The organism is Phaeodactylibacter sp. (assembly GCF_022763345.1).
Taxonomy (GTDB): Bacteria; Bacteroidota; Bacteroidia; order Chitinophagales; family Saprospiraceae; genus Phaeodactylibacter.
This window is the reverse complement of the sequence record NZ_JALEGS010000062.1, coordinates 37,758-63,412: the sequence shown is the minus strand read 5'-3', so window position 1 is coordinate 63,412 and position 25,655 is coordinate 37,758. Positions and strand designations below refer to the sequence as shown.

Here is a 25,655-nt window from a genome sequence, read left to right as displayed (position 1 = left end):
GGACCAATAAAATCAGGAGTATTCTTAGTGGCATAGGGTAATTTTTAGCAAAATAATGAACATTGAGGGCTTTGAGCGCCTGACAATGTGATGAATAGGTACAGCAGATTGCATTTGTCAAACCAGAGTACCCCCGGCGAAGGAATTGTAGCGGGGGGCGTTCTCACCGGGTGCACTAATCCTTGGCGTTGCCCAGGCATTCACCCAGTGCGGTTTGCTCGGGCGAGTACCCCCGGCGAAGGGAGTGCGCCGGGGGGGGGGGCTCACCGGGTGCACTAACCCTTGGCGTTGCTTAGGCATTCACCCGGTGCGCTTTGCTCGGGCGAGTACCCCCGGCGAAAGTAGTGCGCCGGGGGATACCCTAACTACAAAGTTTTATAACGGAGAAATTTCGCAGCGCCTTTCAGCAGTATCATTGCTTCACAAACTTCGTCCGCCCTACCGCTCCGTCTTCAAAGATAACAGTGACTGCATATAATCCCTTCGGAAGCTCCCGCACAGATAGGGGTTGGCCACCCTGCAGCACAGTCTCAGCAACCGCTCGCCCATCCAGGTTGAAAATGGCCACCCGGTCGATAAGGTGATCACGGGGAGTCGAAAGAAAAAGCGCATCGGTAGCTGGGTTGGGATAACAGGTAATCGCCTCCGCAGGCACCTCTTCCGTTTTGGTATTCGTCAACATACAATCCCCCAACTGCCATTCCACCATGTCGTCCTGATGGAAGCAATTCAATTCCACCCAGGTGTCTAAGAAAAAGGTATATATAGGGTTCATTGGCGACGATGCACTCCCCACGCCTTCAATCCAGTAGGTGGTGCTGTGGGGAGATATTGCAAATGCCATTTCCAGCCTTTTCCGCCTTTCCCCGGAAATGAGGGTCACCGAATCTATGGACAAGACCTCCAGTTCTATGCTGTTATTGGAATCGTCAATGAGGAACAGGTCGCCTACTTCCAGATTGAAGTCATAGATGGCAAATTCTTCTGTGTTGTCATCCATTTTCATGAAAACAACACCGCCTTCCTCCCGGTAGTACGCCCCCACTTCAAAGACAGGTTCGGGATCATTGGTTTGCAATTCATAGTAAACCGTTGAGCCGATGATCACAGTGTCTTCAAACCAGTAGCTTTTTGTATCGCAATCCGTTGTCCCCTGAGAAAAAGAGAAAGAGCAGTCATCAATAAACCATTCATTGGAGGGGCTGACGAATGCCTGCCCAAGAGTGCGCAGTGGATTAGAAACAATAGCAACAACGAAGAGTAACAAGTAATACTTGCGTGGCATAAGTCCGGAGTTTAGTGAATCGGCGAGCCGCCAAATTGGGCACTTTTTAATTCCACTTCAAAATAAGCATTGTTGGGGAAAGTGTCAGGGAACCGTGGAGTCCACTATGTCTTTCTGATTGCAAACTGCAAAAGATGCTGCCTTGAATCTTGAACTAGTTCAACCCTATTTCCTAATCCAGTTCATTTTTACTCCGCCTGAAGGACTCCACCTTTGTAAGGTCAATATTGACAACGTTTAAAACAAAGTACAATGAGTACCGCAACCCAAATTCCATCCTATTCAGAAGAGCTGGAAACCCTGCAAAACCAATTAGGCAATATGCTCCCTAAGGAAGCCCTGTCTGTATTTGAAACCGATGCTAATGCGCTTCAGTCTGCGCATCAGCAAATCCTGAAGTTGAGCGTCGGCGATAAAGCTCCAAAGTTTTCTTTATCCAATGCCATTGGTGAAACCGTCACCCTGAAATCTCTGCTCGAAAAAGGGAAGGTGGTCCTTACCTTTTACCGGGGGACCTGGTGCCCGTACTGCAACCTGCAACTCAATCAGTACCAAAGGGTATTAGAGGATATTAAAGGTCTTGGTGCCAATCTGGTTGCCATTTCTCCGCAGACACCAGACGAGTCTCTGAATATGAAAGAGAAAAATGAACTGGCTTTTGAAGTCTTGAGTGACAACAGCAATATGGTCGCCCGGCAATTCACCACTGTGTTTAAAAACGGCGAAGCGCCGATTGAAACCATGACTGCCCTGGGCATCGATTTTGACGGCCACTATTCAGATGACTCACAAGAGTTGCCAGTCCCGGCTGTATTTATTATAGAGCAGGACTATACCATCTCTTTTGCCAAAGCCATTGGCGGAGACTACAGAAACCGCGTGGAAGCAGCGGATATTATTGAAGCACTTTCAAACTAAAGGACAATCATGGATAACAGAATATGGCTCATAACGGGCATATCCAGCGGATTGGGCAAAGCACTTGCTCAATCCGTAATGGAATCAGGTGATTTTGTAATCGGTACCTTTCGGAAAGCTGCGCAGGTTTCTCACTTCAATGATCAGTACAAAGACAAAGGGGCGGCCTACCAGCTGGACATCACACAGGAGGTCGCTATTGAAAAAACCGTAGATAGTATCATTTCCCGCTTTGGGCGCATTGATGTGCTAGTCAATAACGCCGGTGTAGGTTTTGCAGGTGCGGTTGAGGAAACCTCCATGGCGGAGGTTCGTTCGGTATTTGAAGCCAACTTTTTCGGCACTCTGAAAATGACGCAGGTTGTTTTGCCCTATTTTCGGAAATCCAAAGCAGGGCATATCATGCAGATTTCCTCCCACGGGGGGATTAAAGCTTTTGCCGGCTTTGGCATTTACAACGCGAGTAAGTTTGCGCTGGAGGGTTTCAGTGAGGCCCTCGCACAGGAGGTGGCGCCCGTGGGAATAAAGGTGTCAATTGTTGAACCAGGGCCATTCCGGACCCAATTCGCAGGAGACGGGCTTGGCATGGCCCAAGCGGTAATTGCGGATTATGCGGATACGGCCGGGGCATTCCGGGCTAAACTTAAAGGTGTGCACGGTAAGCAAGAGGGGGACCCTTCCAAAGCTGCCAAAGCAATCATCGACCTGGTCCTTGCAGAAAAACCGAGCCTCAGGTTGCCTCTGGGCAAAACCGCGATGGTTACCATCGGCATGAAAATAGACAGCGTGAAGTCCGACTTGGAACGCAACCGGGCAATTGCGGAAAGCGCGGTCTATCCGTAAAACCTAATGCTGTCAGGTTGGCACGACTGGGCTGACAGCTATCTAAAGCAGTGTGGTCATAAGTGCAGGGTCGGAAAAAATACTTAGCTTACACCTAATCAGTTGAATGCAAGTTTTGAATGACTATACCGGAATACTAAACAATATTAAGCGCTACGTCCCGCTCAACGAAGCGGATGAAAGGCAGTGTACAGCCATTGTCAGAACGGTTAAGGTAAAAAAGCGGCAGTTTATCGTTCAGCCTGGGTTTGTCTGTTCGCATCAAACCTACGTTAAGGCAGGCGCCTTCCGCAGTTACTTTCTAAATGATGATGGTGTAGACCACACCATACAGTTTGCCATCGAGGATTGGTTCATCAGCGACTTCAATAGCTACATCAATCAGGTGCCGGCTTCATTATTCGTCGAGGCGCTAGAAGATTCCACCATTCAGCAGATCGCTTACCAGGATGTGGAGCAGCTTTGCAATGAAAATCCAAAATTCGAGCGCTTTTTTCGATTGGTGGCCCAAAAGTCTTTTGCTTTTGCCCAGAGGCGGGTGCTTTCCAACCTTGGGCTATCGGCAGAAGAGCGCTACCTGGAGTTCCAGCAGATGTACCCCTCTATTGTTCAGCGGGTCCCTCAGTACGCCCTGGCTTCTTACCTCGGTATGTCAGCGGAATTTCTAAGCAAAATTCGCAGCAAGTTAGCGTCAAAATCATAAGGACAGCGGTCCTGCTTTCCGCAAAAAAAGAGGAGCCCGCCCAACGGGCAGGCTCCTCCGGGAAATCTCAAATCGTTAAGTCTTAAATAATCGTTGACATTTGCTGATTGGCTTTGTCCTCACGCACCAGGATTTCCTCCTCCGGGTCGGCAACGAGGTGGGCGATGAGGTCGCCAATCTTACTGCAACCATAAACGATATTCGGTTTAAGCTCGGGCGTGCCGATGCCTTTTTCCAATACGTACTGTACGGTGGTGCGGATGCTCATTGCAGCCTCGTTCATGCCGAGAGACTCTACCAGCATTGCAGCGGAAAGGATGGCCGCCATAGGGTTGGCAATGTCCTGCCCTGCGGCCTGCGGGAAGGAACCGTGGATGGGCTCAAACATGGAAGTATGCACGCCCACCGAAGCCGAGGGCAACAGGCCCATAGATCCTGCCAGAACGCTGGCCTCATCACTGAGGATGTCCCCAAACATATTGCTGGTCAGGATGACATCAAACTGACTGGGGTACTGAATCAGCTGCATGGCGGCATTGTCCACAAACATGAAGTCCAGTTCCACTTCCGGGTATTCGGGGGCAATCGCCTGCACGGCCCGCCGCCACAATCGGGAGGTCTCGAGCACATTGGCTTTGTCCACCAGTGTGACTTTCCGGCGGCGCAGCATCGCCTGCTCAAAGGCCAGGCGGGTGATGCGGTCGATCTCGTCTACCTGATAGGAGCAAGTGTCGTAGGCCGACTGCCCGTCCTCCGCAGTGTTTTTCTCTCCAAAGTAAATACCTCCGGTGAGCTCCCGGAAAATCACCATATCGGTACCCTTGATGCGGTCTTCCCGCAAAGGGGAGAGGTGAAGGAGCTTTTCATAGGTGGTGACCGGTCGGATATTGGCATACAGCCCAAGCGACTTCCGCAGTTGCAGCAGCCCCTGTTCCGGGCGTACCTTGGCGGAAGGGTCATTATCATATTTTGGGTGGCCTATGGCGCCGAAGAACACGGCATCGGCATTGAGGCAGGCCTCCAGCGTCTCCTCCGGCAGGGGGCTGCCGTGGCGGTCGATGGCAATGGCCCCGACGTCGGCATGGCAGTATTCAAAATGCTGATCGAAACGCTCGGCTACCGCGTCCATCACTTTGATGGCTTGTTCGGTGACCTCCGGGCCGATGCCGTCACCGGGCAGGAGGGCGATTTTTGTTTTGGGTGTGTTGGATAAGTTCATGGTCTTTAACGATTTGAGTGTAAAACTTATACGGCAGCAGCCTGTCGCTGTTGCTCATAGGTTTCAATTTTGTCTTTAATGCTGAGCAGGAAGTCGATATCGTCCTGCCCGTTCAGCAGGCAGTGCTTTTTGTAGGCATCGATTTCGAAACCGGTGGACTGCCCCGTTGCATCGATGGTAAACTTTTGCTGTTCCAGGTCGATGGTGAAGGTCGCCTGCGGGTCTTGCTCAATGGCAGAGAAGATATCGTGCAGGAAGGCTTCGCTCACCTGTACCGGCAGCAGCCCATTATTCAGCGCATTGCCCCGAAAAATATCCGCAAAAAAGCTGGAAACCACCGCCCGGAAACCGTAGTCGTACAAGGCCCAAGCCGCATGTTCCCGGCTTGATCCACAACCGAAGTTGCGCCCAGCCACCAGAATTTTTCCATCGTAGGCCGGATTGTTGAGCACAAAATCAGGCTTGGGCGTATTGTCGTTCTGATAGCGCCAGTCGCGGAAGAGGTTATCGCCAAAGCCTTCCCGGGTCGTCGCTTTCAGGAAGCGGGCGGGAATGATCTGATCGGTGTCCACTTCCTCAATGGGCAGGGGTACAGCGCTGCTATGTAAGGTTTGGAATTTTTCCATGTCTGTTTGGGTCTAATTCTGATTGAGCAATTCGCGGACATCCACCAGTTCGCCGTAAATGGCCGTAGCAGCCGCCATGAGCGGGCTGGCCAGAATGGTACGGGCACCGGGTCCCTGCCGCCCTTCAAAGTTGCGGTTGGAGGTGGACACACAGTATTCACCGGCGGGCACTTTATCCTCATTCATGCCCAGGCAGGCTGAACAACCGGGCTCCCGGAAATCAAAACCGGCAGCGGTGAGGATGTCGTGCAGCCCTTCCGCTTTCGCCTGAGCTTCTACCTGTTTGGAACCGGGTACCACCATCACGTTCACGTGGTCGGCTTTCTTCCTGCCTTTTACAAAAGCAGCCACCGCACGCAGGTCCTCAATCCGGGAATTGGTGCAGCTGCCGATGAAGACGTGGTTGATTTTCTGACCCTTCATGGCCTGCCCGCCTTGTAGTCCCATGTACTTCAGGGAGTTCTCAAAGGTGACGTTGCCGGCGGGCACTTCGGGTACCGCCTGACTGATGCCGATGCCCATGCCCGGGTTGGTACCGTAGGTGATCATCGGCTCAATATCCTCTGCCCTGAAGTGATATTCCTGATCAAAGGTCGCATCCTCATCCGTGTACAGTAGAGACCAACGCTCTATCGCTGTATCGAAATCAGCTCCCTTGGGCGCAAATTTCCGCCCTTTGATGTACTCGAAAGTGGTGTCGTCCGGTGCAATCATGCCGCCCCGGGCGCCCATCTCTATGCTCATATTGCAGATGGTCATGCGGCCTTCCATGCTCAGCGCGCGGATAGCCGAGCCTGCATACTCCACAAAGTGCCCGGTGCCGCCACTTGCGGTCAACTGGGAGATGATGTAGAGGATAATGTCTTTAGCCGTCACGCCGGGCTGTAATGCCCCGTCCACGCTGATGCGCATTCGCTTAGGCTTGCGCTGCAGGACGCACTGTGTGGCTAAGGTTTGTTCCACCTGGCTCGTGCCAATTCCAAATGCGATACAGCCAAAAGCCCCGTGTGTGGAGGTATGGCTGTCGCCGCAAACGATGGTCATACCAGGTTGGGTGATGCCGAGCTCCGGCCCGATGACGTGCACAATGCCCTGATAGGGGTGCCCCAGGCCGTAGAGTTCCACACCAAACTTTTCGCAGTTCTCGGTCAGTTTATCCACCTGAAAGCGGGACAGTTCCTCCCGGATGGGCAGATGCTGATCTTTGGTGGGCACGTTGTGGTCGGCCGTAGCCACGGTTTGCTGTGGGCGGAAGACCGGAATGCCGCGTTTTTCCAAACCCGCAAACGCCTGCGGGCTCGTCACCTCGTGGATGAAGTGGCGGTCGATGTAGAGGACCTGTGTATCCTCGCCGACCTGAGAGACGAGGTGGTTGTCCCAGATTTTATCGAATAAGGTTTTACCCATTGGTTAAGCGGTTTGAGCTACGTGTTCTGTTTTTCTGACAATGATTTGCTCCAGCGCAGCATCGTCTACTTCTTTCATAGTATCTGCCACGATCAGGAACTCGGCATAAACGATGTCCAATTCATCTTTGGTCAGGTTATGACCGATATTCTTAGCGCGGTAGGCGATTGCCGCCCGGCCGGAGCGTGCCGTGAGCACAATTTTGGAATGGTCAACACCGACTTCAAGGGGGTCGATGATCTCGTACGTATCCCGCCGCTTGATCACCCCATCCTGATGGATACCGGATGAGTGGGCAAAGGCGTTGGCGCCAACGATGGCTTTATTGGGCTGTACGGGCATGCCCATACGCTCGCTCACGAGGCGGCTAGTGGAATAGATGAGTTTGGAGTTAATATTGCTGAAGTAGGGCAGGTCCGGGCGCTGCTTCAGAATCATCACGGTCTCTTCCAGTGAAGTATTGCCTGCCCGTTCACCAATACCATTGATAGTGCATTCGATTTGGCGTGCCCCGTTTTGCACACCAGCAATGGAATTGGCTGTGGCCAGCCCCAGGTCATTGTGACAGTGGGTGGAAAGGATGGCTTTTTCTATGCCCTTTACATTTTCGCGCAGGTAGCGGATTTTAGCGCCATACTCTTCCGGCAGACAGTAGCCGGTGGTATCCGGGATGTTGAGGGTGGTGGCCCCTGCTTTGATAACCGCTTCCAGCACACGGGCGAGGTATTCGTTATCCGTACGGCCGGCATCTTCGGCGTAGAATTCCACGTCCTCCACAAAAGACTTCGCGTATTTCACTGCCGCTACCGCCCGCTCCAGAATCTCCTCCTGCGTGCTGCGCAGCTTGTATTTAATGTGCGAATCAGAAGTGCCAATACCGGTATGTATCCTTGGGCGTTTGGCGTACTGCAGGGCTTCGGCCGCTGTTTTGATGTCATTTTCCACTGCTCGTGATAAGCCGCAGACTGTAGGCTCCGTGACCGCCCGGCACACTTCCTGCACCGCCTGGAAATCACCAGGTGAGGAAACGGGGAAGCCGGCCTCTATGATGTCAACGCCCAGCTTTTCGAGCTGCCGGGCGATTTCCACTTTCTGGTCCATATTGAGCTTACAGCCCGGTACCTGTTCTCCATCGCGGAGCGTTGTATCAAATATGAATACCTGGTTGTCAGTCATAATCCATTTTTTTGGGTGCAAAAGTGTATTTTTGCTTACTTCGGTTTAATTTGGCAACTGGCGTAAGCATTTTTTTCCTACTTATGCCGAACGTCAAATATGGGCTCTTCCATACGGCTCCTAAAACCAGAATCGCTTGCTAATACTATGCGGGAATGGATGGTTTGAACTTGTAAGTTTTTGATATATAGTGAATTAGACAAGAAAGAATTACAATGCCCAAGCAGAAGACTGATGACCTGCTCGCCCTTATCAAATCCCTGACCCGTGCTGAAAAGCGGCACTTCAGGCTGTTTGTCCGCCGCAATCAGGCTTCGGATGATATTCTCTTCCTGAAGCTGTTCGACTTTTTGGACAAGCATAAGGCTTATGATGAGTCGCAGATCCTGAAAAAGATACCGGCCATCAAGAAGCGGCAGCTGTCTAACCTGAAGGCGCATTTGTACAAGCAGTTGCTGGTCAGCCTTCGCCTGCTCAATGCCAACCACAACGAGGATATCCAACTTCGGGAAATGGTGGACTACGCGCGGGTGCTTTACGACAAAGGGCTGTACCGGCAGGCGCTTGATATGCTGTCTAAAGCCAAGGAGCGCGCTTATGAGTGCCGCCTCATGACCCTGGCAATGGAGATCGTGGAGTTCGAGAAGCTGATTGAAGGCCAGTACATTACCCGGAGTATCGAAGGCCGGGCAGAAGCATTGACCGCTGAGGCCCTGCAACTCTCCGAGCGCCTCAACCATACCAATCAGTTTTCCAACCTCTCCCTGCAGCTGTACGGGCTTTACCTCAAGGTGGGCTATGTGCGCAATGAAAAAGACTATTTCTATGTGCGGGAGTTTTTCCAGTCCAACCTGCCTAAAGCAGATTATCAGGAGCTGGATTTCTTTGGGAAGCTTTACTTCTGTCAGTCACATGTCTGGTATTACCACATGACGCAGGAGTTTGTGCTTTGCTACCGATATGCGCAGAAGTGGGTGGATTTGTTTAGCGATCACCCGGATTACCGCTCGATTTATGCGCCGCTTTACCTCAAAGGGCTGCACAACTTGCTCAATGCCCTGTTCAACACCCTTCAGTATAATCGCTTTGGAGGGGCATTACAAGCGCTCCGGGCCTTCAAGGAAGAATACGGGCTTAGTCAGAGCAAGAATATCGAAGGGCTTTATTACCTCTACCACTACATCCATTCCATTAAGCAGCATTTCCTGACCGGTACCTTCAGTAAGGGGCTGGAGTTGGTACCCGACCTGATGAAAGCGATAGAAGAGGACCGCTACAACTGGGATGAACGCCGGGAGATGGTCTTTTACTACCGCATTGCCTGTCTGTACTTTGGCAGTGGCGACAACGATAAGGCCATTGACTACCTCAACCTGATCATCAATCAGAAAAACCCGGACTACCGGGCCGACATACAGTGTTTTGCGCGCATTCTCAACCTCATCGCCCACTACGAACTGGGCAATGCGCAGCTGGTGGAGTATCAGGTCAAGTCGGTGTACCGTTTTCTATCAAAAATGGAGGAGTTGCACGCGGTGCAAAAAGAAATTTTTCGCTTCATCCGCCGGGTGCCCCGGATTATGGAGGAAGACCTGAAGGAGGAATTCAGCAATCTGCGTGACCGCCTGCTGAAGCACGAGTCAGACCCCTACGAGCGCCGCCCATTCCTCTACCTGGATATCATTTCCTGGCTGGAGGCCAAAGTGTCGGACCGTACGGTAGAGGCCGTGGCGCAGGAAAAGGCGCAGGCGCGCTACGCGATTGAGCCGGAAGGGTAGGGGGCTAAACCGGCTCCTCTCCGCTGAAATCGGTACGTGCGAGGTAAATCATTACAATACCGCTAATGATCATCAGTAGCTTGATGACAAAGCCGCTCAGTGCGCCAAAATCATCAATCCAAACCAGAAAGGAGAGCTTGGCGCCCACAAGGCTGAGGATGATAGAAGAAAAGCCAAGCCCGGCAATAATGAAGCCAACCAATGTGTAAATCGCCTTGTTCTTATTCATGTTTTTAGTGCTTATATTAGCGTTAACGTTTTTGGCTCAGAACAGTTTTCGAGGTGCAAACATAGCACCTCTTAGCGCCACACCCTAACCAAAACCCGTCCATGGTCAAAATTATAGAATGCCCCCGGGATGCTATGCAGGGCATTAAGCCTTTTATTCCTACGGAAACCAAAGCAGCGTACCTCAATCAACTGCTGCAAGTGGGGTTTGATACCCTGGACTTCGGCAGTTTTGTATCGCCCAAAGCCATTCCCCAAATGCGGGATACGGCGGAGGTGCTCGGTCAGCTTGACCTCTCAAAGACGAAGACCAAACTCCTGGCTATCGTGGCTAACCGCCGGGGCGCCAATGATGCTGCCCAATTTGAACAAATCGATTACCTGGGCTACCCGTTCTCCATCTCAGAAACCTTTCAGCTTCGCAACACCAACGCCACTATAGAAGAGTCTATCGAGCGGGTGGCACAAATTCAGGACATCTGCATGGCCAGCAGTAAGGAGCTTGTGGTCTACATTTCCATGGGCTTCGGCAATCCCTACGGCGACCCCTGGAACGTGGAGATTGTCGAGCAGTGGACCGACCGCCTTGTGGATATGGGCATCCGCATTTTACAGCTTTCGGATACTATTGGCGTGGCCAGCCCGGAGAGTATCCGTTACCTGTTCAGCAATATTACGCCCCATTACCCGGATATTGAATTCGGAGCCCACTTTCACACCACCCCAACGGCCTGGAAAGAGAAAGTCGCCACGGCCTATGAGCACGGCTGCCGGCGTTTTGACGGTGCCATTCGCGGTTACGGCGGCTGCCCCATGGCCAAGGATGACCTGACGGGGAATATGCCTACCGAAAACATGGTGTACTACTTCCGTGATATTGGCGCGGATACAGGGGTGGCTATTGACCACTTCGGGAAGTCGGTGGAAATGGCGGGGGAGGTTTTTCCGCTTTAGAACTCTAACAAAAGCCTACTCTCCAATCAATTCATACAACGCCTCCAGCTTCGGCGTCAGAATAATTTCCGTTCGCCGGTTTTGGGCTTTGCCTTTGGCGGTATCATTGGAGGCAACGGGGTAAAACTCTCCACGCCCGGCAGCCGTGATACGCTGCGGGTCCACCCCATTGGCAGTAAGCACCTTGACGACAGAAGTCGCCCGGCCTACACTCAGGTCCCAGTTGAAGGCGGCATCCCCATCGGTATCGGTATGGCCTTCTACGGTGATGGCAATATCCGGGTTGTTTTTGAGCACTTCCGCTACTTTCTGAATGGCATCTTTGCCCGCGCTGTTGATGGTTTTGCTGCCGGACGGGAAGAGCAGGTTCTGGCTCAGGGAGACGTAGACTTTGCCGTTTTGCTCCCGCACGGTCAGGTCGGCATCTGAAAAGCCAAGCAGGGCCTGATTGATGCGTTCCCGCAGGGCGTTGAGTTTTTGCTCTTTCTCGGCGATGGCGGATTCCAGTTCGTTCACCCGGGCTTCGCGTTCCACCAGGCTTTTGCGGAGGGCTTCGGTTTCGGTTTCCCGTTGCTCGATCTCAGATTCGAGTTGTTGCAGCTGCCGCTCCCGGCGGTCGAGCTCCTGCTCTTTGAGGGTGAGCTGCGCCATGAGTTTTTGCCGTTCATCAGAAGAGGATTCCAGCATCTTTTCGTTTTGCTCCAGCATGCGGTCGTAACGCTTGAGCAAATCCTGATTGGCCTTGTCGAGTTGTTCGTAACGGTTTTGGAGGGTGCGGAGGTCCTCCCGGGTGTTTGCCAGGTCTTTTTCCAATTCTTCCTTTTGTTCCCGGAGTATTTTGTTTTGCCCCTGAGCCGTTTCCAGCTGGGTTTCGAGGTCATTGTAATTGGCCTGCAGCTTATCGCGGTCGGCAAGGGCGTCTTCGTACTTTTGGTAGCTTACACAGCTGCTCAGGGATATCGCCAGGGCTAAAATGGGAAACAGGTAGCGTTGCATAGGAATCTTTGCTTTAGGATTATGAATTAAAAAAAAGCCTTCTTACCTATAAGGGAGGCAAGAAGGCTTATGTTGTATCCGCTGCAGCAAAATTCAGGAGCTGCGAGCGTTACTTTTACGGATTCATGATTACATCATGCCCGGCATACCACCTGGCATTCCGCCTGGCATACCTGCACCAGCGCCTTCCGGCTCTGGCTTGTCGCTGATCACACACTCGGTCGTCAACAGCATGCCTGAGATAGAAGCGGCGTTTTCCAGCGCAATGCGTGTCACCTTAGTCGGGTCGATCACACCAGCCTGCTTCAGATCCTCGAAGACATCAGTGCGGGCATTGTAGCCGAAGCTGCCTTCGCCTTCCTTCACCCGCTGGAAGATCACAGAGCCTTCCATACCTGCGTTGTCCGCGATGGTGCGCAGTGGTGCTTCCAGAGCTTTGCGAACGATTTGGATACCAATGGTCTCGTCCTCGTTGGCGCCCTTCATGTTTTCGATTGCAGCGATCGCACGAACGAGTGCCACGCCACCACCGGCAACGATACCTTCTTCCACGGCCGCACGGGTCGCATGCAGGGCATCATCCACACGGTCCTTCTTCTCTTTCATTTCCACCTCAGTGGCAGCACCTACGTACAGTACAGCTACACCGCCTGACAGTTTGGCAAGGCGCTCCTGCAGCTTCTCCCGGTCGTAGTCGGAAGTGGTGGCTTCGATTTGCTGCTTGATCTGATTGATACGAGCCTGAATCTGGCTCTCGTCACCGCTACCATTTACGATAGTCGTGTTGTCTTTGTCAACGGTGATCTTCTCAGCAGAGCCCAGGTGCTCCATGCCCACATTCTCGAGCTTGTAGCCTTTCTCCTCGCTGATCACGGTACCACCGGTCAGGATAGCAATGTCTTCCAGCATGGCTTTGCGGCGGTCGCCAAAACCTGGCGCTTTTACGGCAACAACCTTCAGCTGAGCACGCAGGCGGTTCACAACGAGTACGCCCAGTGCCTGGCTCTCGATATCCTCTGCGATGATCAGCAGCGGGCGGCCAGCCTGCACCACCTGCTCCAGTACAGGTACGATGTCCTGCATGTTGGAGATTTTCTTATCGTGGATCAGGATGTATGGGTTTTCGTACTCCGTCACCATATTCTCGGTGTCGGTTACGAAGTAAGGAGACAGGTAGCCGCGGTCGAACTGCATACCCAGTACTTCGTCCACGTATGTGTCTGTACCTTTAGCTTCTTCCACAGTGATGACACCGTCCTTGGATACACGCTTCATCGCGTCAGCGATCAGTGTACCAATTTCCTCGTCGTTGTTGGCAGAGATGGAACCCACCTGCTTCACTTTCTCGAAGTCGTCGCCTACTACCTCAGACTGCTCTTTCAGGTTAGCAATTACCGCTTTGGTCGCTGCTTCAATGCCACGCTTCAGGTCCATCGGGTTCGCACCAGCCGTGACGTTCTTCAGACCGGCAGCTACCATAGCCTGAGCGAGGATGGTAGCCGTTGTCGTACCGTCACCAGCGATGTCTGCTGTTTTAGACGCGACTTCCTTTACCATCTGAGCGCCCATGTTTTCCACAGCGTCTTCCAGTTCGATTTCTTTAGCAACGGTCACGCCGTCCTTGGTGATCTGTGGCGCGCCGAAGCTTTTTTGGATGACCACATTACGGCCTTTAGGGCCAAGGGTTACTTTTACTGCATTGGCCAGAGCGTCTACGCCTTTGCGCAGTCCTTCCCGGGCATTTCTATCAAAGCTAATTTCTTTAGCCATTGTAAGCTTGATTTTTTTGTTTTGTAAAAAAGGTTAGGATTGGGATGTAAGAGCGGAAAGGCTTATTCGTTGCCTTCCAGGATGACAAGGATGTCGTCTTCGCGCATGATCAGGTAATCCTGGCCCTGATACTGCAGCTCCTGGCCTGCATATTTACCGTAGAGTACGATATCGCCAGCCTTAACGGTCATTGCGTTGCCGTCTTTGCCTGGGCCTACTGCAACTACTTCGCCACGCTGTGGCTTTTCCTTGGCTGTATCAGGAATAATGATGCCGCCCTGCGTTTTTTCTTCTGCCTGGGCGGGCTTGACCACAACTCTGTCATTGATGGGCTTCATAATCTTTAGAATCCGTTTTGTTAAACAATGATATAGCGAGCCCACAGGCTCACTTATGTCCTATCACAGGACGTGCCAAAACGGTTTTCCTGACATTATTGCAGAAATGGCAGTGGGGTGGCAGGCTTCTTTACCTGACGGGGCGAAGAAATGGCAGGGATTTAGATCCCAGGCTGAAATTAGAAGACCCATCTGATCAAAATGGGGGGCAGTTGGGAGATTGGGTAAACCATGCGTATTTTGCAGGAAAATTATGCGTATGGCTATCCGATATAGGGTCTGCTTGTTCTTAGTATTGTTGGGGATGAGTTGTCGCAAGGAGTCTACGGAAGCAGGCAAATGGCAAAAAGGAGATATGGTATTCAAATACGAGCAGCTCGAAGGCGATACCATCGGAGCTGAAGGACGGTTGTATGATGAAACGTCGGCCCTCTATTTCACAGGCTGGGGGGTCTACGAGGATATCATATTTCCGGGAACGGGTATAGACTGGTCGATCAGCCATGTTGCAGCCCCTGCCGTTGAAGGGGCGTCTCTGAAGTGCATGATCACCGGAGGCGACCCGTACAATAACGTATTTTTTACCAACACTTGTGCGCTGCGTTGGGAGGGCGATCCATGGGTTCATCAGTCGGCAAAGTACCTGGTCTATGAACTAGATGTATACATTGAAGGGAAACTGGATTGCAATGAACCGGACACCGCCACAATTGAAGGGCTGGAACTCACATGGCAACATATCGAAATCCCGTATTCCCATGGCTTCGGGGTGCAATTCAGCAAAGGTGGTGAATGGAGGTACTGGGATGATCAAATGGATGCGCTGGGACAGGCAAAGGGCTGGCGGTCTTTCAGCCCTGAATTATTCTATTGTCTGATCCCTAATCAGTGGTATCATATACAACTAGAGGGGTATGTCACCCCTTCCGAGATCGTCTATCATAGAATGCGCATTGACGAAATCGTTTTCGATCTGACTTCAGCAAGGCTGCCTTACGTACCAGCCTCTGAAGGCTGGGTGGAAAATTTCCTTCAAATCGGCATGCAGATTAATGGAAATAAGGCGACCGAATCTGCTCACGGTCATGGTGTAGACCCTGTCGCTGTTTATCTTGATAATGTCACCTACACCGGCTTTACATTGCTGGAAGAGTAGAATGGCCCTTTTACGTGATAGGTTCCCTCTAGAATAAACAACAGGCGTTCTGTAGTCTCTTGACCCTCCAAACGCCTGTTGAATGACTTATCATGTTGGAGCTCTAAGGTATTCCGGGTTTATACCTGTTACACCTCCGCCCGCACCTGAGCCTCCAGCTCCGGCAGCACGCTCATATCCTCAATAGTAGAGGGTGGGTTATACGGCTTGCCATCCACAATATGGCGCATAATGCGGCGCAGGATTTTACCCGAGCGGGTCTTGGGCAGGCGCTGTACCACGGTGGCTTTTTTGAAGGAGGCGACCGGGCCGACCTGGTCACGCACCATCTTAATGAGTTCCTGTTCCAATTCAGTATCCGAAATGTCAGCTCCGGCTTTGAGCACGACAAAACCGACCGGGATTTGCCCCTTGAGGTCATCATGCACCCCAATGACGGCGCACTCGGCAACCAATGGATGAGCCGCTACCACCTCCTCCATCTCTGCCGTCGACAAACGGTGCCCGGCCACGTTGATGATATCGTCAATGCGCCCGGTAATGAATACATAGCCATCCTCATCAATATACCCGCCGTCACCAGTGAAGTAGTAGCCGGGGTAGGGGCTGAGGTAAGAATCGATGAAGCGGGCGGTATCCTGCCAAAGGTTGGGCAAGGTGCCCGGCGCTAAGGGCAAGCGGATCACGACAGCACCCTCCGTATTCGGCGGCACCGGCTCTCCATCGGGGCCAACGACTTTCAAATCGTACCCGCAGACTGCCTTGCCTGCTGAGCCCGGCTTGACAGGCAAGAGTTCCACACCTGCCATATTGGCGAGCATGGGCCAGCCCGATTCGGTCTGCCACCAGTGGTCAATGACAGGCACCTGCAGGACATCCTGGCACCATTCCAGGGTAGACACATCGCAGCGCTCGCCTGCCAAAAAGAGATAGCGGAGTTTGCTCGTGTCGTACTGCGCTTTAAGCTTCGCTTCGGAGTCTTCTTTTTTAATGGCCCGGAAAGCGGTGGGCGCGGTGAAAAACACACTTACGCCATATTCTTCAAGTACCCTCCAGAAAGCGCCGGCATCGGGCGTGCGTACGGGCTTGCCTTCGTACAATACCGTGGTACAACCGTGGATGAGCGGCGCATACACAATGTAGGAATGGCCGACCACCCAGCCAACATCAGAAGCGGCCCAGTAGACCTCGCCCGGCTCTACGCCGTAGATGTACTTCATGCTGAACTTCATAGCCACGGCATGGCCGCCGTTGTCGCGTACAATGCCCTTAGGCTTGCCAGTGGTGCCGGAAGTATACAAAATGTACAGCGGGTCCGTGCTCTCCACCGGGACACAGTCAGCGGGTTCGGCATCTGCCAGCAGCCCGTCCCAGTCAAAATCGCGCCCGTCTTTAAGCGGGGCCTCCAAGATATCCCGCTGATAGACAATCACCCCCTGCACCTGATGCTCGGCTTCGTCCAGTGCCGGATTGACAATCTTCATATAGTCGATCACCCGGTTGATTTCCTTGCCCGCGCTGGCGGTAAGGATGAGCTTGGGCTTGGCGTCATTAATACGGATGGCAAGTTCATGAGCCGCAAAGCCCCCGAAGACCACAGAGTGGATAGCGCCCAGCCTCGCACAGGCCAGCATGGCTACTACGGTCTGCGGGATCATGGGCATGTAGATAATGACTGTATCGCCTTTCTCTACCCCCTGTGCTTTGAGCACGCCGGCAAATCTGGCCACGCGGTCCAGCAACTGCGCATAGGTGATGGTTTCTTTGGTATCCGTTACCGGAGAGTCATAAAAGATGGCAGGCTGATCGCCCCGTCCGTTGGCTACATGGTAGTCTAGCGCCAGGTGGGAAGTGTTCAGTTGGCCGCCCTTGTACCACCGGTACAAGCTGGTTTCGTCCTTAAAGGAAATATCGGATGGTTTTTCAAACCAGTCGATGGCGTCCGCCTGAGCTTTCCAGAAAGCCGTGGGGTCCGCCATGCTGTTGTTGTAGAATTCCTGATAAGTCATAATGGTTTTTGTTTGCAGGGCGCGCAGGGCTTACCCAAGAATAGAGAACTGGCCAGTGGTGAGGCCATTGAAATGGTAAGTTGAGGCTTTTGAAGAAGAGTAGGAATGACAAAGGTCACGGGATAAAAAAATGGCGGGCCACTCCATCCGGAGCCATACCCGCCATTCTATTGACTTATGTCATTCACAATTCAAATCTAACTTTATACCAATGCAGTGTCTTTGATTTCATCAACGACTTCCGGATTGAGCAGGGTAGAGGTGTCGCCCAGGTTGGACGTATCTCCGCTTGCTACTTTACGCAGTATACGGCGCATGATTTTGCCGGAGCGGGTCTTCGGCAGCCCGGAGACGATCTGAATCTTGTCGGGCTTGGCAATCGGCCCAATCTCCTTGACCACGACCTGGATCAGCTCCTTGCGGAAAGCATCTTCATCTTCGATATCGCCAGAGACAATCACGTATGCGTAGATGCCCTGACCCTTGATATCGTGCGGATAGCCCACTACGGCTGACTCGACAACGAGCTCGTGCTCATTGATGGCGTTTTCCACTTCTGCAGTGCCCATACGGTGGCCGGAAACGTTGATCACGTCATCCACGCGGCCGATAATACGGTACATGCCATCCTTATCGCGGCGGGCACCATCACCGGTGAAGTAGAGGTTCTCAAAGGCGGAGAAGTAGGTCTGACGGCATCGCTCGTGGTCGCCGTAGGTGGTCCGCAGCATAGATGGCCAGGGGTATTTCACGCAAAGCAATCCTTCGATGTCGTTACCTTCCAGCTCTTTCCCATCGGCATCCATCAGGCAAGGCTGAATGCCCGGCAGCGGATACCCGGCGTGTGCCGGCTTCATCGGGCTATGTTCGCCCAGCCCACCGATCATAATGCCGCCGGTCTCGGTCTGCCACCAGGTGTCTACGATCGGGCAGTTCTTTTTGCCCACCAGCTCGTGGTACCATTCCCAGGCTTCCTCGTTGATAGGCTCGCCCACGCTGCCCAAGACTTTCAGGGAGCTGAGGTCGTACTTGGTCACATGTTGGTCGCCCTGAGCCATGAGGGCACGGATGGCAGTAGGAGCCGTATAGAATTGATTGACTTTTAGTTTTTCGCAGGTTTGCCAGAAGCGGCCGGCATCCGGATAGGTGGGGACGCCCTCGAACATTACAGTAGTCGCACCAGCCAGCAGCGGCCCGTACACGATGTAAGAGTGGCCGGTAATCCAGCCGATGTCAGCCGTACACCAGTAGATATCGCCCTCCTGATACTGGAAGACATTCTCAAAAGAATACTTGGTGTACACCATATAGCCACCGCAAGTGTGTACCACGCCCTTAGGCTTACCGGTAGAACCGGAAGTGTAAAGGATGAAGAGCATATCTTCAGAGTCCATTTCCTCTGCCTCGCAGGACGTGCTCTGCCCGTCTACCTCATCGTGCCACCATTTGTCGCGGCCGCTTTCCATCGTCACTTCGCCACCGGTGTTTTTGTGCACCAGCACCGTCTCAATGCTGTCACAATCCATGGCCAGGGCTTCATCCACTACTTTTTTGACCGGAATGTTTTTCGCGCCACGGCTGTTGTAATCCGAGCAGATGACGGCTTTGCAAGTCGCGTCCTTAATACGGTCGGCCAGTGCCTGAGCCGAGAAGCCGGCAAAGACCACGGAGTGGATCGCCCCGATACGGGCGCAGGCCAATACCGCAATCGCTAGCTCCGGCACCATAGGCATATAGAAACAAACGCGGTCGCCTTTGCCAATGCCGTTGGCTTTTAGCGCATTGGCTACCTTGCATACCTCGGCATGCAATTCTTTATAAGTGTAAGTGATGTTCTCCGCATCTGCATCGTTGGGCTCAAACAGGATGGCCACCTGATCGCCCCGCGTCTCTAAATGGCGGTCCAGGCAGTTTTCTGTGATATTCAGCTTACCGCCCACAAACCAGTTGACATTAGGCTCTGTGAAATTCCAGTCCAGCACTTTATCCCACTGCTTGCGCCAGGTGAAGGTTGAGGCCTGTTCTGCCCAGAACCCTTCCGGGTCTTCCACGCTCTTTTGGTAGACCGCTTTGTAGTCATCGAAGGACTTGATTTGCTGTGTCATAAGTCTTGTTTTTAGGCAAGCCTTTTTACTTGGTCAGGCAATAAAGGCTTATAAATTTTAAAATATCTAGATATTTAGATGTTTATATCTGTAAAGTAAAAAAATAGAATTCGGTTATCCAAATTCTACGACCTCATTTATTGTATTAATGAGCTCTTTGTTGTCAAAAGGTTTGGTAAGATAGACTTCGCCCCCGGTGGCATAACCTTGAAAGCGGTCTGCGGGAGTGCCTTTAGCGGTAAGGAAGATAATGCGGGTATCCTGATGCTCGGGCGTGTTGCGGATGCGGCGGGCGACTTCGAAGCCGTCGATACCGGGCATCATGACATCGAGCACGACAATTTGGGGGGACTGTTGCTGTACAAGATCTAGCGCGCTTTCACCATCCGAAGCTTTGAATACCTGATAGCCTTCCTGCTTGACCAGGTACTCCAGGGCAACCAGGATGTGCGGCTCATCGTCAACGAGTAGCACCTTAGTGGTTTGTTTATTCATGTCTGATCAGGGCGAATGAAATAATACTTTGCTGGTTTTACTGTTAGCCTGCTAAAATTACAGATTTTTGGAAAATAAAAAAATTTCAGCCCGGGTTCTTGTCCGACAAAATCTATTGCAGGGAAGGCTGAACGACATGGCCCGGCTGCTCCGTGTACAAAGGCAGGGTGACTTTAAAGGTGGCGCCTTCGCCGGGCGCGCTTTCCACGGATAGCCTCCCCTGATGCTGGCTTACGATGGTGTGGGTGATGAAAAGCCCCAGCCCGCTGCCCTGAGGCTTCCCCTTATCGCTATCGCTGATCTGAGTGAATTTCTCGAAAATCAGTTCCTGATCGCGGGGAGAGATACCGGGGCCATTGTCCTGCACTTCGATATAGCCTCCCTTTGCCCCCTGATAGCAGCGCAGGTGCACTTGCCCCTGTTCGTCATCGGCAAACTTGATGGCATTGGACAGCAGATTGACGACTACCTGCGTAAGACGGTCAAAGTTGCCATATACGGGCACAGGCGCATCTTTAATGATAAGCTCCGGCACAATGCCTTTGTCCCGCATTAGTTGCCGTAAGCCATTGAAAGCCTGCCGGGCCACTTCGGCCAGGTCAAGCGGTTCAAGCTTCAGGTCTTCCGGCTGTGACTGTATTTTCTCCAGGTCGAGTACCTGATTGATCAGCCGGGTGAGGCGCGCGCTCTCCGTAACCACGATAGAGAGAAACTCTGCCCGCTGTTCTTCGGGCATATTTCGGTTGTCCAGCATAATCTTGGACAGCGCTTTGATGGACGTAATGGGCGTGCGCAGCTCGTGGGTCACGGTGGTGATGAAGTCGGCTTTGAGCCGGTCCAGTTCCTTGAGCTGCTCGTTAGCTTGTTTGAGCTGCAGGGTGGTGCGTTCGAGCTCGGCTGATTTTTTCTCCAGCGCCTTGCTGTACTCTACAATTTCCTTGGTTTGTTCCAGCACCTTGAACATTTCCTCCAGACTGATGGGGTCTTCTTTGGCAATGGAACCTATGATGATTTTGGCCGAAGCGGCGCCAATAGCACCAGCCAGATGGGTTTCTGCATAGTTAATCAGGTTGGCCTCTGCGGTTTGCTGCCGGGACAAATCTACGCGGTTTCGGTTTTCATAAGCAGTCAGTAAGGATTGGGACCGCGCTACGCCCAGGAAGCGGTTCATCAGAATGCGGATATCCCGGACTCTGGCCCGCCGCCGCATAACTTCGTACTCGCTACCACCGGAGCGGTATTTGTAAATGTCTACAAAAAGATCAGCCTGAGAAATCTCCAGCGGGCTCTGTTGGGTATTTAAAGATACAATAATGTAAGCAAAGGTATTCAGCGCCAGGCTCCAAAACGCAGCATTGGCTACCGGGCTGTAGCCGCTCAGCCCAAAGAGGGAATAAGGTTGGAGCAGCCCCCAGCCGAAGAGCCCTTCCGCCATGACCCGGTCGTTGACCAGCCCCGTTTCCACAAGGGTGGGAAAAGGGAGGCAAAACGCCCAGATGAGAAACCCGATGCTAAGCCCCCAGATGGCCCCCTTCTTGGTGGCGCGCTTCCAGTAAATACCGCCCAGGACTGCCGGCACAAACTGCGCGATGGCCGTGAAGGAAATCAGCCCCACCGATACAAGGCTGTACTGTTCGCCCACGGCTTTGAAATAGGCATAAGCCAGCAGCAAAACGAGGATGATGCATATTCGCCGAATGCCCAAAAGACTGCTGCTGATGCTGTACGGATTGTCCTGCCGGAAGTCCTGATTTCTGACAATGCCCGGCAAGACCAGGTTGTTGACGATCATGATGCTGAGCGCAATGACCGCGACGATCACCATGCTTGTGGCCGCCGAAAAGCCCCCAAGGGCCACCAACAAGGCCAGCGTTTCGTATCCTGCTGCCAGTGGGATGCTCAATACATAACTGTCTGGCTCCACTCCGCCTTCCGGAAACATCATCAGCCCCGCTACTGCGATAGGCAGCACGAATATGTTGATCAGCAACAGATACAGTGGGAACATCCAGGATGCCCGGGACACATGCGCTGCATTGGTATTCTCTACCACCGCTACATGAAACTGCCGCGGCAGCAACATGACGGCCGACATGGACAGAAAAAGCAGCCAAAACCACTCCCAGCCATTCAGCCCGGCCGATTCGAGGGTGAACAGCGCCCGGATGGAAGGCACTGCCGCCCCTTTATTGAAGATATCTCCAAACCCATCATATAGCCCAAAGGTGACAAAGAGTCCAATCGCCAGGAAAGCCACCAGTTTGAGCAGGGACTCAAACGCAATCGCGGCTACCAGTCCGCCGTGGCGCTCATTGGGATCGAGGTTACGGGTGCCGAAAAGAATGGTGAAAGCTGCCAGGGCTATGGTGATGTATAGTGCCGTGTCCAGGTAAAAAGGAACGTCCGCATGAGAAGTCGCCACCTGACCAACCAGCAGGTCAAAGCTGTTTGAAATGGCTTTGAGCTGAATAGAGATATAAGGTATAATACCCAGCACAGCGACCAAAGTGGCAATCACCCCCAAAAAGGTGCTCTTGCCATAGCGCGAAGAGATGAAGTCAGCAATGGAGGTAATACGTTGCGACTTGCTGATGAGAATAATCTTTTTGAGCAGCAGCCACCAAACCGGTGCCAGCAGTGCCGGTCCGAGGTAAGTCGGCAAAAAGCCCAGCCCGGTCGTTGCCGCCCGGCCTACACTTCCATAGAATGTCCAGGCCGTGCAGTACACCGCCATCGACAAGGCATAGATGGCCGAGTTCTTCACGATGCTCTTGCCGGCTGCCTCCCGCTTGTCTGCTATCCAGGCGATGAAAAACAGCAGCGCCACATAACCAATCGATATGCTGATGATGAGGATAGGCTGCACGGTCAGTCCTTTTTAGCTTTTACCGGGCGCGCCACCCAGGCCGTTAATGCGATGATACTGCCCCAGACGACAAAGAAATACCAGTACAGCTTTGGCAGCCCCAGGAATAGCCCTTCCCTGCTAAACAGGCTGACCAACGGGAAATTAAACAGCATCACTCCTAATAAGAAGATGCTGATGAGTTTCAGGCTGCGGTCATTGGTGGTCATATCTGGTGGTTTGGGGGTAAGATAGGGAATTTTGGGTTTTTGAGTGGTTGGTCTTGGGCGGCGATCACGCCATCGCAGCCGGAGCGTGCACTCAGGTCGCGACTCCAAAGTCGCCACCTGATGGGGTAAATTAATAGGGGGGAAAAGATTATTTTCTGAAAAGGGTCGATTCCTAAAATAAGTTGACAGATCACCGGGTAAAATCCTGAAAATGGTTGTCCCTTACTTTTACACCTGTAATGAGTTGACATCGTGATAAACAAGTGGTATCTTAGAAAGTCAAAAAAACATCCCAAATGGAACCCGCCTCTCCAAAAAACAACTACCACTACAACAAAAGGCTCCAGCCCTTCGCTAACCGGCTGCGTAAAAACGCGACCAAAGGCGAAGCCTGCCTCTGGAAGTATGTCCTCCGCGCCGGAAATATGAAAGGGTACACTTTCCGTCGGCAGCGCCCCATATTAAACTACATCGCGGATTTTGCATGCTTTGATTTATGTCTTGTCATAGAGGTAGACGGTATTTCTCACGAGACGGAAGAAGCTGCTGAACGGGATCGGCAAAAAGACCGTGACCTTGAGGCAGTGGGTTTTACCGTGCTCCGTTTCTCCAACTGGGAGGTGCTGAACCGGATAGATGATGTTTCGGAGATTATTTTGAAATGGGTGGAGGAGAATGCGGTAGTTCCACCCCCCCAGCCCCCGCCGGCTGGGGAGACGTGTTGCCCATGGTGGTGGAAATGGAGCGTAAAGGGGAGACCTTGCTCTTGGTCATTAAGGCTGGGAAGCGTTGCTCTGTGCGGTATGTATGAAGCGTGAAACGGCTGCATTTTGCTTCAACGCCCTCACCTCCAGCGCAACGCCTTGTCCCCCTCTAGAGGGAGCTAGGGTGAGGAACCAGTGTCAAAATCTCGTCCAATTCCTAGAAAAAGGTTGTCAAAATTGTAATTGTAAGAAGTCCAGCCCCCGCCTGCGGGGGAGACGCGCTGCCCTTGATGCTGTAGGTGGAGTGTGAAGTTAACAATTTGCCTTTGGCCATTAGGGCAGGTAGGCGTTGTTCAATGCGGTACGTAGGAAGCATGAAACACCTGCGTCTCACCCCAACAACGAACCTCTCCCCACCGCACCCGTTCCAAAGTTGCAACATTAGTAAACGCAACTGAAAACCCACTGATCATGCATGCCGCCCGGCCCCTGCACTTTTTGATAACTTTATTGCTTGCGGGCATGTTCGCCCTGCCGGCCTGTGCCCCCAGGACGGGGACCACCACACTACCCGCAGAAGTGCCCGATGCCTTTTCCCAAACGGGCGAAATGGAGCTGCCAGGAAAATGGTGGACGGCACTGGGCGATACGGTCCTGAACCGGGTGATGGATACGGCTCTGACCGAAAACTTCAATCTGGTGGTAGGCTGGGAGCGGCTGCAGGCGGCCCGGGCAGTGGTGGACCGGGAGTCGGCAGCGTTGTGGCCAGACCTGAGGGCTAATATGCAGGCTGGAGCAAGCTTTCCGCAACCCGACTTTGTGGGTGGTGAGAATGTACGGCTGAACCTGCAATCGCAGTATGAGGTAGACCTCTGGGGACGGATTCATGCCCTGGTGGATGCGGAGCGTTTCCGGCGGGAAGCGACCCTGGCCGATTATCAGGCGGGGGCGATGACTCTTTCAGCAGAGGTGGCGCGTACCTGGTTTCAACTGGCAGAGGCCCGAGGGCAGCAGGCTATCCTACAGGCGCAGGTGGAGACCAATGAACAGATTCTACGCCTCATCCGGCAGCGGCTAGGTATCGGGCAGGTGCGGGGTGTGGATGTGCTTAGGCAGGAACAATTGCTCTCAGCCACCCAAGAGCAACTTGCATATGTGCGGGCGGATCTACAGACCCTTAGAAACCGGTTGTCTGTATTGTTGGGGCAGGCGCCTGGAACGCCTCTACCGGCTTTGCCTGACACGATATTCGATCCGCCCAATCTTCCAGAAACCGGATTGCCGCTGGAGCTGGTCCGTCGCCGGCCGGATTTGCAGCGGGCCTTCCTTCAGGTCAAGGCAGCGGACCGGGAACTGGCAGCGGCAATCAGTAACCAATACCCAAGGCTTTCCCTGAGTGCCTCCACCAGCTTACGGTCGAATAACCTGCGTGATGTTTTTGAAAACTGGGCCTACTCCCTGGGTGCTAATCTTGCAGCGCCTCTGCTGAATGCCGGGCGGCTGCGGGCGGAGGTGGACCGGAGCCGTGCCGTGCGCGATCAAAGGTTATATGAATATGGTCAGGCTACCCTCCTGGCTTTCCGGGAAGTGGAGGACGCTCTGGCGAGAGAGTTTCACCAAAAACAGGCTATCGGGTCCATTGAAGACCAAATCCGCCTGGCCGAACAATCCTACGAACAACTCCGGCTGCAGTATTTCAACGGCACAAGTACTTACCTGGATGTGCTGACTGCCCTGGACCAACTACAGCAATTGCAACGCAACCTCCTTTCCGCCCGCTACCTCCTGCTGGAATTCAGGATCAGCCTCTACCGGGCATTGGCAGGCCCCATCGATACCCCCAAAGCCTCCACACAGTAAATTAAAGAAC

Annotated in this window: 22 protein-coding genes; 8 read left to right on the top strand and 14 right to left on the bottom strand. The window is 52.9% G+C overall.

What is annotated here, in order from left to right; translation table 11 throughout:
* Window positions 1–412: 412 nt before the first annotated feature.
* The gene (locus MRY86_RS17520; protein WP_293570258.1) at window positions 413–1,285 is read right to left on the bottom strand and encodes a T9SS type A sorting domain-containing protein; all 873 of its coding nucleotides are present in this window, start codon (window positions 1,283–1,285) and stop codon (window positions 413–415) included.
* A 252-nt stretch (window positions 1,286–1,537) separates the two neighbouring features.
* Between MRY86_RS17520 and MRY86_RS17515 the strand changes: the two genes are divergently transcribed.
* The 3 genes from MRY86_RS17515 (at window position 1,538) to MRY86_RS17505 (ending at window position 3,749) form a co-directional block, all read left to right on the top strand.
* Entirely contained in the window at window positions 1,538–2,203 is a 666-nt protein-coding gene (locus tag MRY86_RS17515; RefSeq protein ID WP_293570257.1) for a peroxiredoxin-like family protein, read from the top strand.
* A gap of 9 nt (window positions 2,204–2,212) precedes the next feature.
* The gene (locus MRY86_RS17510; RefSeq protein ID WP_293570256.1) at window positions 2,213–3,046 is read left to right on the top strand and encodes an oxidoreductase; all 834 of its coding nucleotides are present in this window, start codon (window positions 2,213–2,215) and stop codon (window positions 3,044–3,046) included.
* Between the two features lie 106 nt (window positions 3,047–3,152).
* Window positions 3,153–3,749, top strand: coding sequence for a Crp/Fnr family transcriptional regulator (locus MRY86_RS17505; protein WP_293570255.1), 597 nt, complete (start codon window positions 3,153–3,155; stop codon window positions 3,747–3,749).
* Window positions 3,750–3,831: 82 nt separating this feature from the next.
* Here MRY86_RS17505 and leuB read toward each other — a convergent pair whose 3' ends face one another.
* Genes leuB through MRY86_RS17485 form a run of 4 tightly spaced genes read right to left on the bottom strand, consistent with a single transcriptional unit; the run spans window position 3,832 to window position 8,177 of the window.
* Window positions 3,832–4,968, bottom strand: a complete 1,137-nt coding sequence (gene leuB, locus MRY86_RS17500) for a 3-isopropylmalate dehydrogenase (protein ID WP_293570254.1) — start codon at window positions 4,966–4,968, stop codon at window positions 3,832–3,834.
* A gap of 26 nt (window positions 4,969–4,994) precedes the next feature.
* Window positions 4,995–5,594 (bottom strand): 3-isopropylmalate dehydratase small subunit, encoded by a 600-nt coding sequence (gene leuD / locus MRY86_RS17495; protein ID WP_293570253.1) that lies wholly within the window; start codon window positions 5,592–5,594, stop codon window positions 4,995–4,997.
* Window positions 5,595–5,606: 12 nt separating this feature from the next.
* Window positions 5,607–7,001 (bottom strand): 3-isopropylmalate dehydratase large subunit, encoded by a 1,395-nt coding sequence (gene leuC, locus MRY86_RS17490; RefSeq protein ID WP_293570252.1) that lies wholly within the window; start codon window positions 6,999–7,001, stop codon window positions 5,607–5,609.
* A 3-nt stretch (window positions 7,002–7,004) separates the two neighbouring features.
* Complete coding sequence (locus MRY86_RS17485) at window positions 7,005–8,177, bottom strand: 2-isopropylmalate synthase (protein ID WP_076650614.1); 1,173 nt, start codon at window positions 8,175–8,177, stop codon at window positions 7,005–7,007.
* Between the two features lie 215 nt (window positions 8,178–8,392).
* Here MRY86_RS17485 and MRY86_RS17480 point away from each other — a divergent pair, with 215 nt between their 5' ends.
* The gene (locus MRY86_RS17480) at window positions 8,393–9,955 is read left to right on the top strand and encodes a hypothetical protein (RefSeq protein WP_293570251.1); all 1,563 of its coding nucleotides are present in this window, start codon (window positions 8,393–8,395) and stop codon (window positions 9,953–9,955) included.
* Window positions 9,956–9,959: 4 nt separating this feature from the next.
* Here MRY86_RS17480 and MRY86_RS17475 read toward each other — a convergent pair whose 3' ends face one another.
* Window positions 9,960–10,184, bottom strand: a complete 225-nt coding sequence (locus MRY86_RS17475) for a hypothetical protein (protein ID WP_293570250.1) — start codon at window positions 10,182–10,184, stop codon at window positions 9,960–9,962.
* 101 nt (window positions 10,185–10,285) lie between these two features.
* Here MRY86_RS17475 and MRY86_RS17470 point away from each other — a divergent pair, with 101 nt between their 5' ends.
* Window positions 10,286–11,137: a hydroxymethylglutaryl-CoA lyase gene (locus MRY86_RS17470; protein WP_293570249.1), complete on the top strand. Its 852-nt coding sequence runs from the start codon at window positions 10,286–10,288 to the stop codon at window positions 11,135–11,137.
* Window positions 11,138–11,152: 15 nt separating this feature from the next.
* Here MRY86_RS17470 and MRY86_RS17465 read toward each other — a convergent pair whose 3' ends face one another.
* The 3 genes from MRY86_RS17465 to MRY86_RS17455 all read right to left on the bottom strand — a co-directional run bounded on the left by MRY86_RS17465 (window position 11,153) and on the right by MRY86_RS17455 (window position 14,241).
* Window positions 11,153–12,133, bottom strand: a complete 981-nt coding sequence (locus MRY86_RS17465) for an OmpA family protein (protein WP_293570248.1) — start codon at window positions 12,131–12,133, stop codon at window positions 11,153–11,155.
* Between the two features lie 129 nt (window positions 12,134–12,262).
* Window positions 12,263–13,903 (bottom strand): chaperonin GroEL, encoded by a 1,641-nt coding sequence (groL, locus tag MRY86_RS17460; RefSeq protein WP_293570247.1) that lies wholly within the window; start codon window positions 13,901–13,903, stop codon window positions 12,263–12,265.
* A gap of 62 nt (window positions 13,904–13,965) precedes the next feature.
* Entirely contained in the window at window positions 13,966–14,241 is a 276-nt protein-coding gene (locus MRY86_RS17455; RefSeq protein WP_044215854.1) for a co-chaperone GroES, read from the bottom strand.
* A 355-nt stretch (window positions 14,242–14,596) separates the two neighbouring features.
* Between MRY86_RS17455 and MRY86_RS17450 the strand changes: the two genes are divergently transcribed.
* Entirely contained in the window at window positions 14,597–15,397 is an 801-nt protein-coding gene (locus MRY86_RS17450; RefSeq protein ID WP_293570246.1) for a hypothetical protein, read from the top strand.
* 128 nt (window positions 15,398–15,525) lie between these two features.
* Here the strand turns inward: MRY86_RS17450 and MRY86_RS17445 are convergent, their stop codons facing one another.
* The 5 genes from MRY86_RS17445 to MRY86_RS17425 all read right to left on the bottom strand — a co-directional run bounded on the left by MRY86_RS17445 (window position 15,526) and on the right by MRY86_RS17425 (window position 23,081).
* Window positions 15,526–17,406, bottom strand: coding sequence for a propionyl-CoA synthetase (locus MRY86_RS17445; RefSeq protein WP_293570245.1), 1,881 nt, complete (start codon window positions 17,404–17,406; stop codon window positions 15,526–15,528).
* A gap of 203 nt (window positions 17,407–17,609) precedes the next feature.
* Window positions 17,610–19,511: an acetate--CoA ligase gene (gene acs, locus MRY86_RS17440; protein ID WP_293570244.1), complete on the bottom strand. Its 1,902-nt coding sequence runs from the start codon at window positions 19,509–19,511 to the stop codon at window positions 17,610–17,612.
* Window positions 19,512–19,625: 114 nt separating this feature from the next.
* Entirely contained in the window at window positions 19,626–20,006 is a 381-nt protein-coding gene (locus MRY86_RS17435) for a response regulator (protein ID WP_293570243.1), read from the bottom strand.
* Window positions 20,007–20,118: 112 nt separating this feature from the next.
* Window positions 20,119–22,872, bottom strand: coding sequence for a sensor histidine kinase (locus MRY86_RS17430; RefSeq protein ID WP_293570242.1), 2,754 nt, complete (start codon window positions 22,870–22,872; stop codon window positions 20,119–20,121).
* A 2-nt stretch (window positions 22,873–22,874) separates the two neighbouring features.
* Window positions 22,875–23,081 (bottom strand): hypothetical protein, encoded by a 207-nt coding sequence (locus MRY86_RS17425; RefSeq protein WP_293570241.1) that lies wholly within the window; start codon window positions 23,079–23,081, stop codon window positions 22,875–22,877.
* A gap of 296 nt (window positions 23,082–23,377) precedes the next feature.
* Between MRY86_RS17425 and MRY86_RS17420 the strand changes: the two genes are divergently transcribed.
* Entirely contained in the window at window positions 23,378–23,899 is a 522-nt protein-coding gene (locus tag MRY86_RS17420) for an endonuclease domain-containing protein (protein ID WP_293570240.1), read from the top strand.
* Between the two features lie 357 nt (window positions 23,900–24,256).
* Window positions 24,257–25,645, top strand: a complete 1,389-nt coding sequence (locus MRY86_RS17415; RefSeq protein WP_293570239.1) for an efflux transporter outer membrane subunit — start codon at window positions 24,257–24,259, stop codon at window positions 25,643–25,645.
* Window positions 25,646–25,655 lie beyond the last annotated feature (10 nt).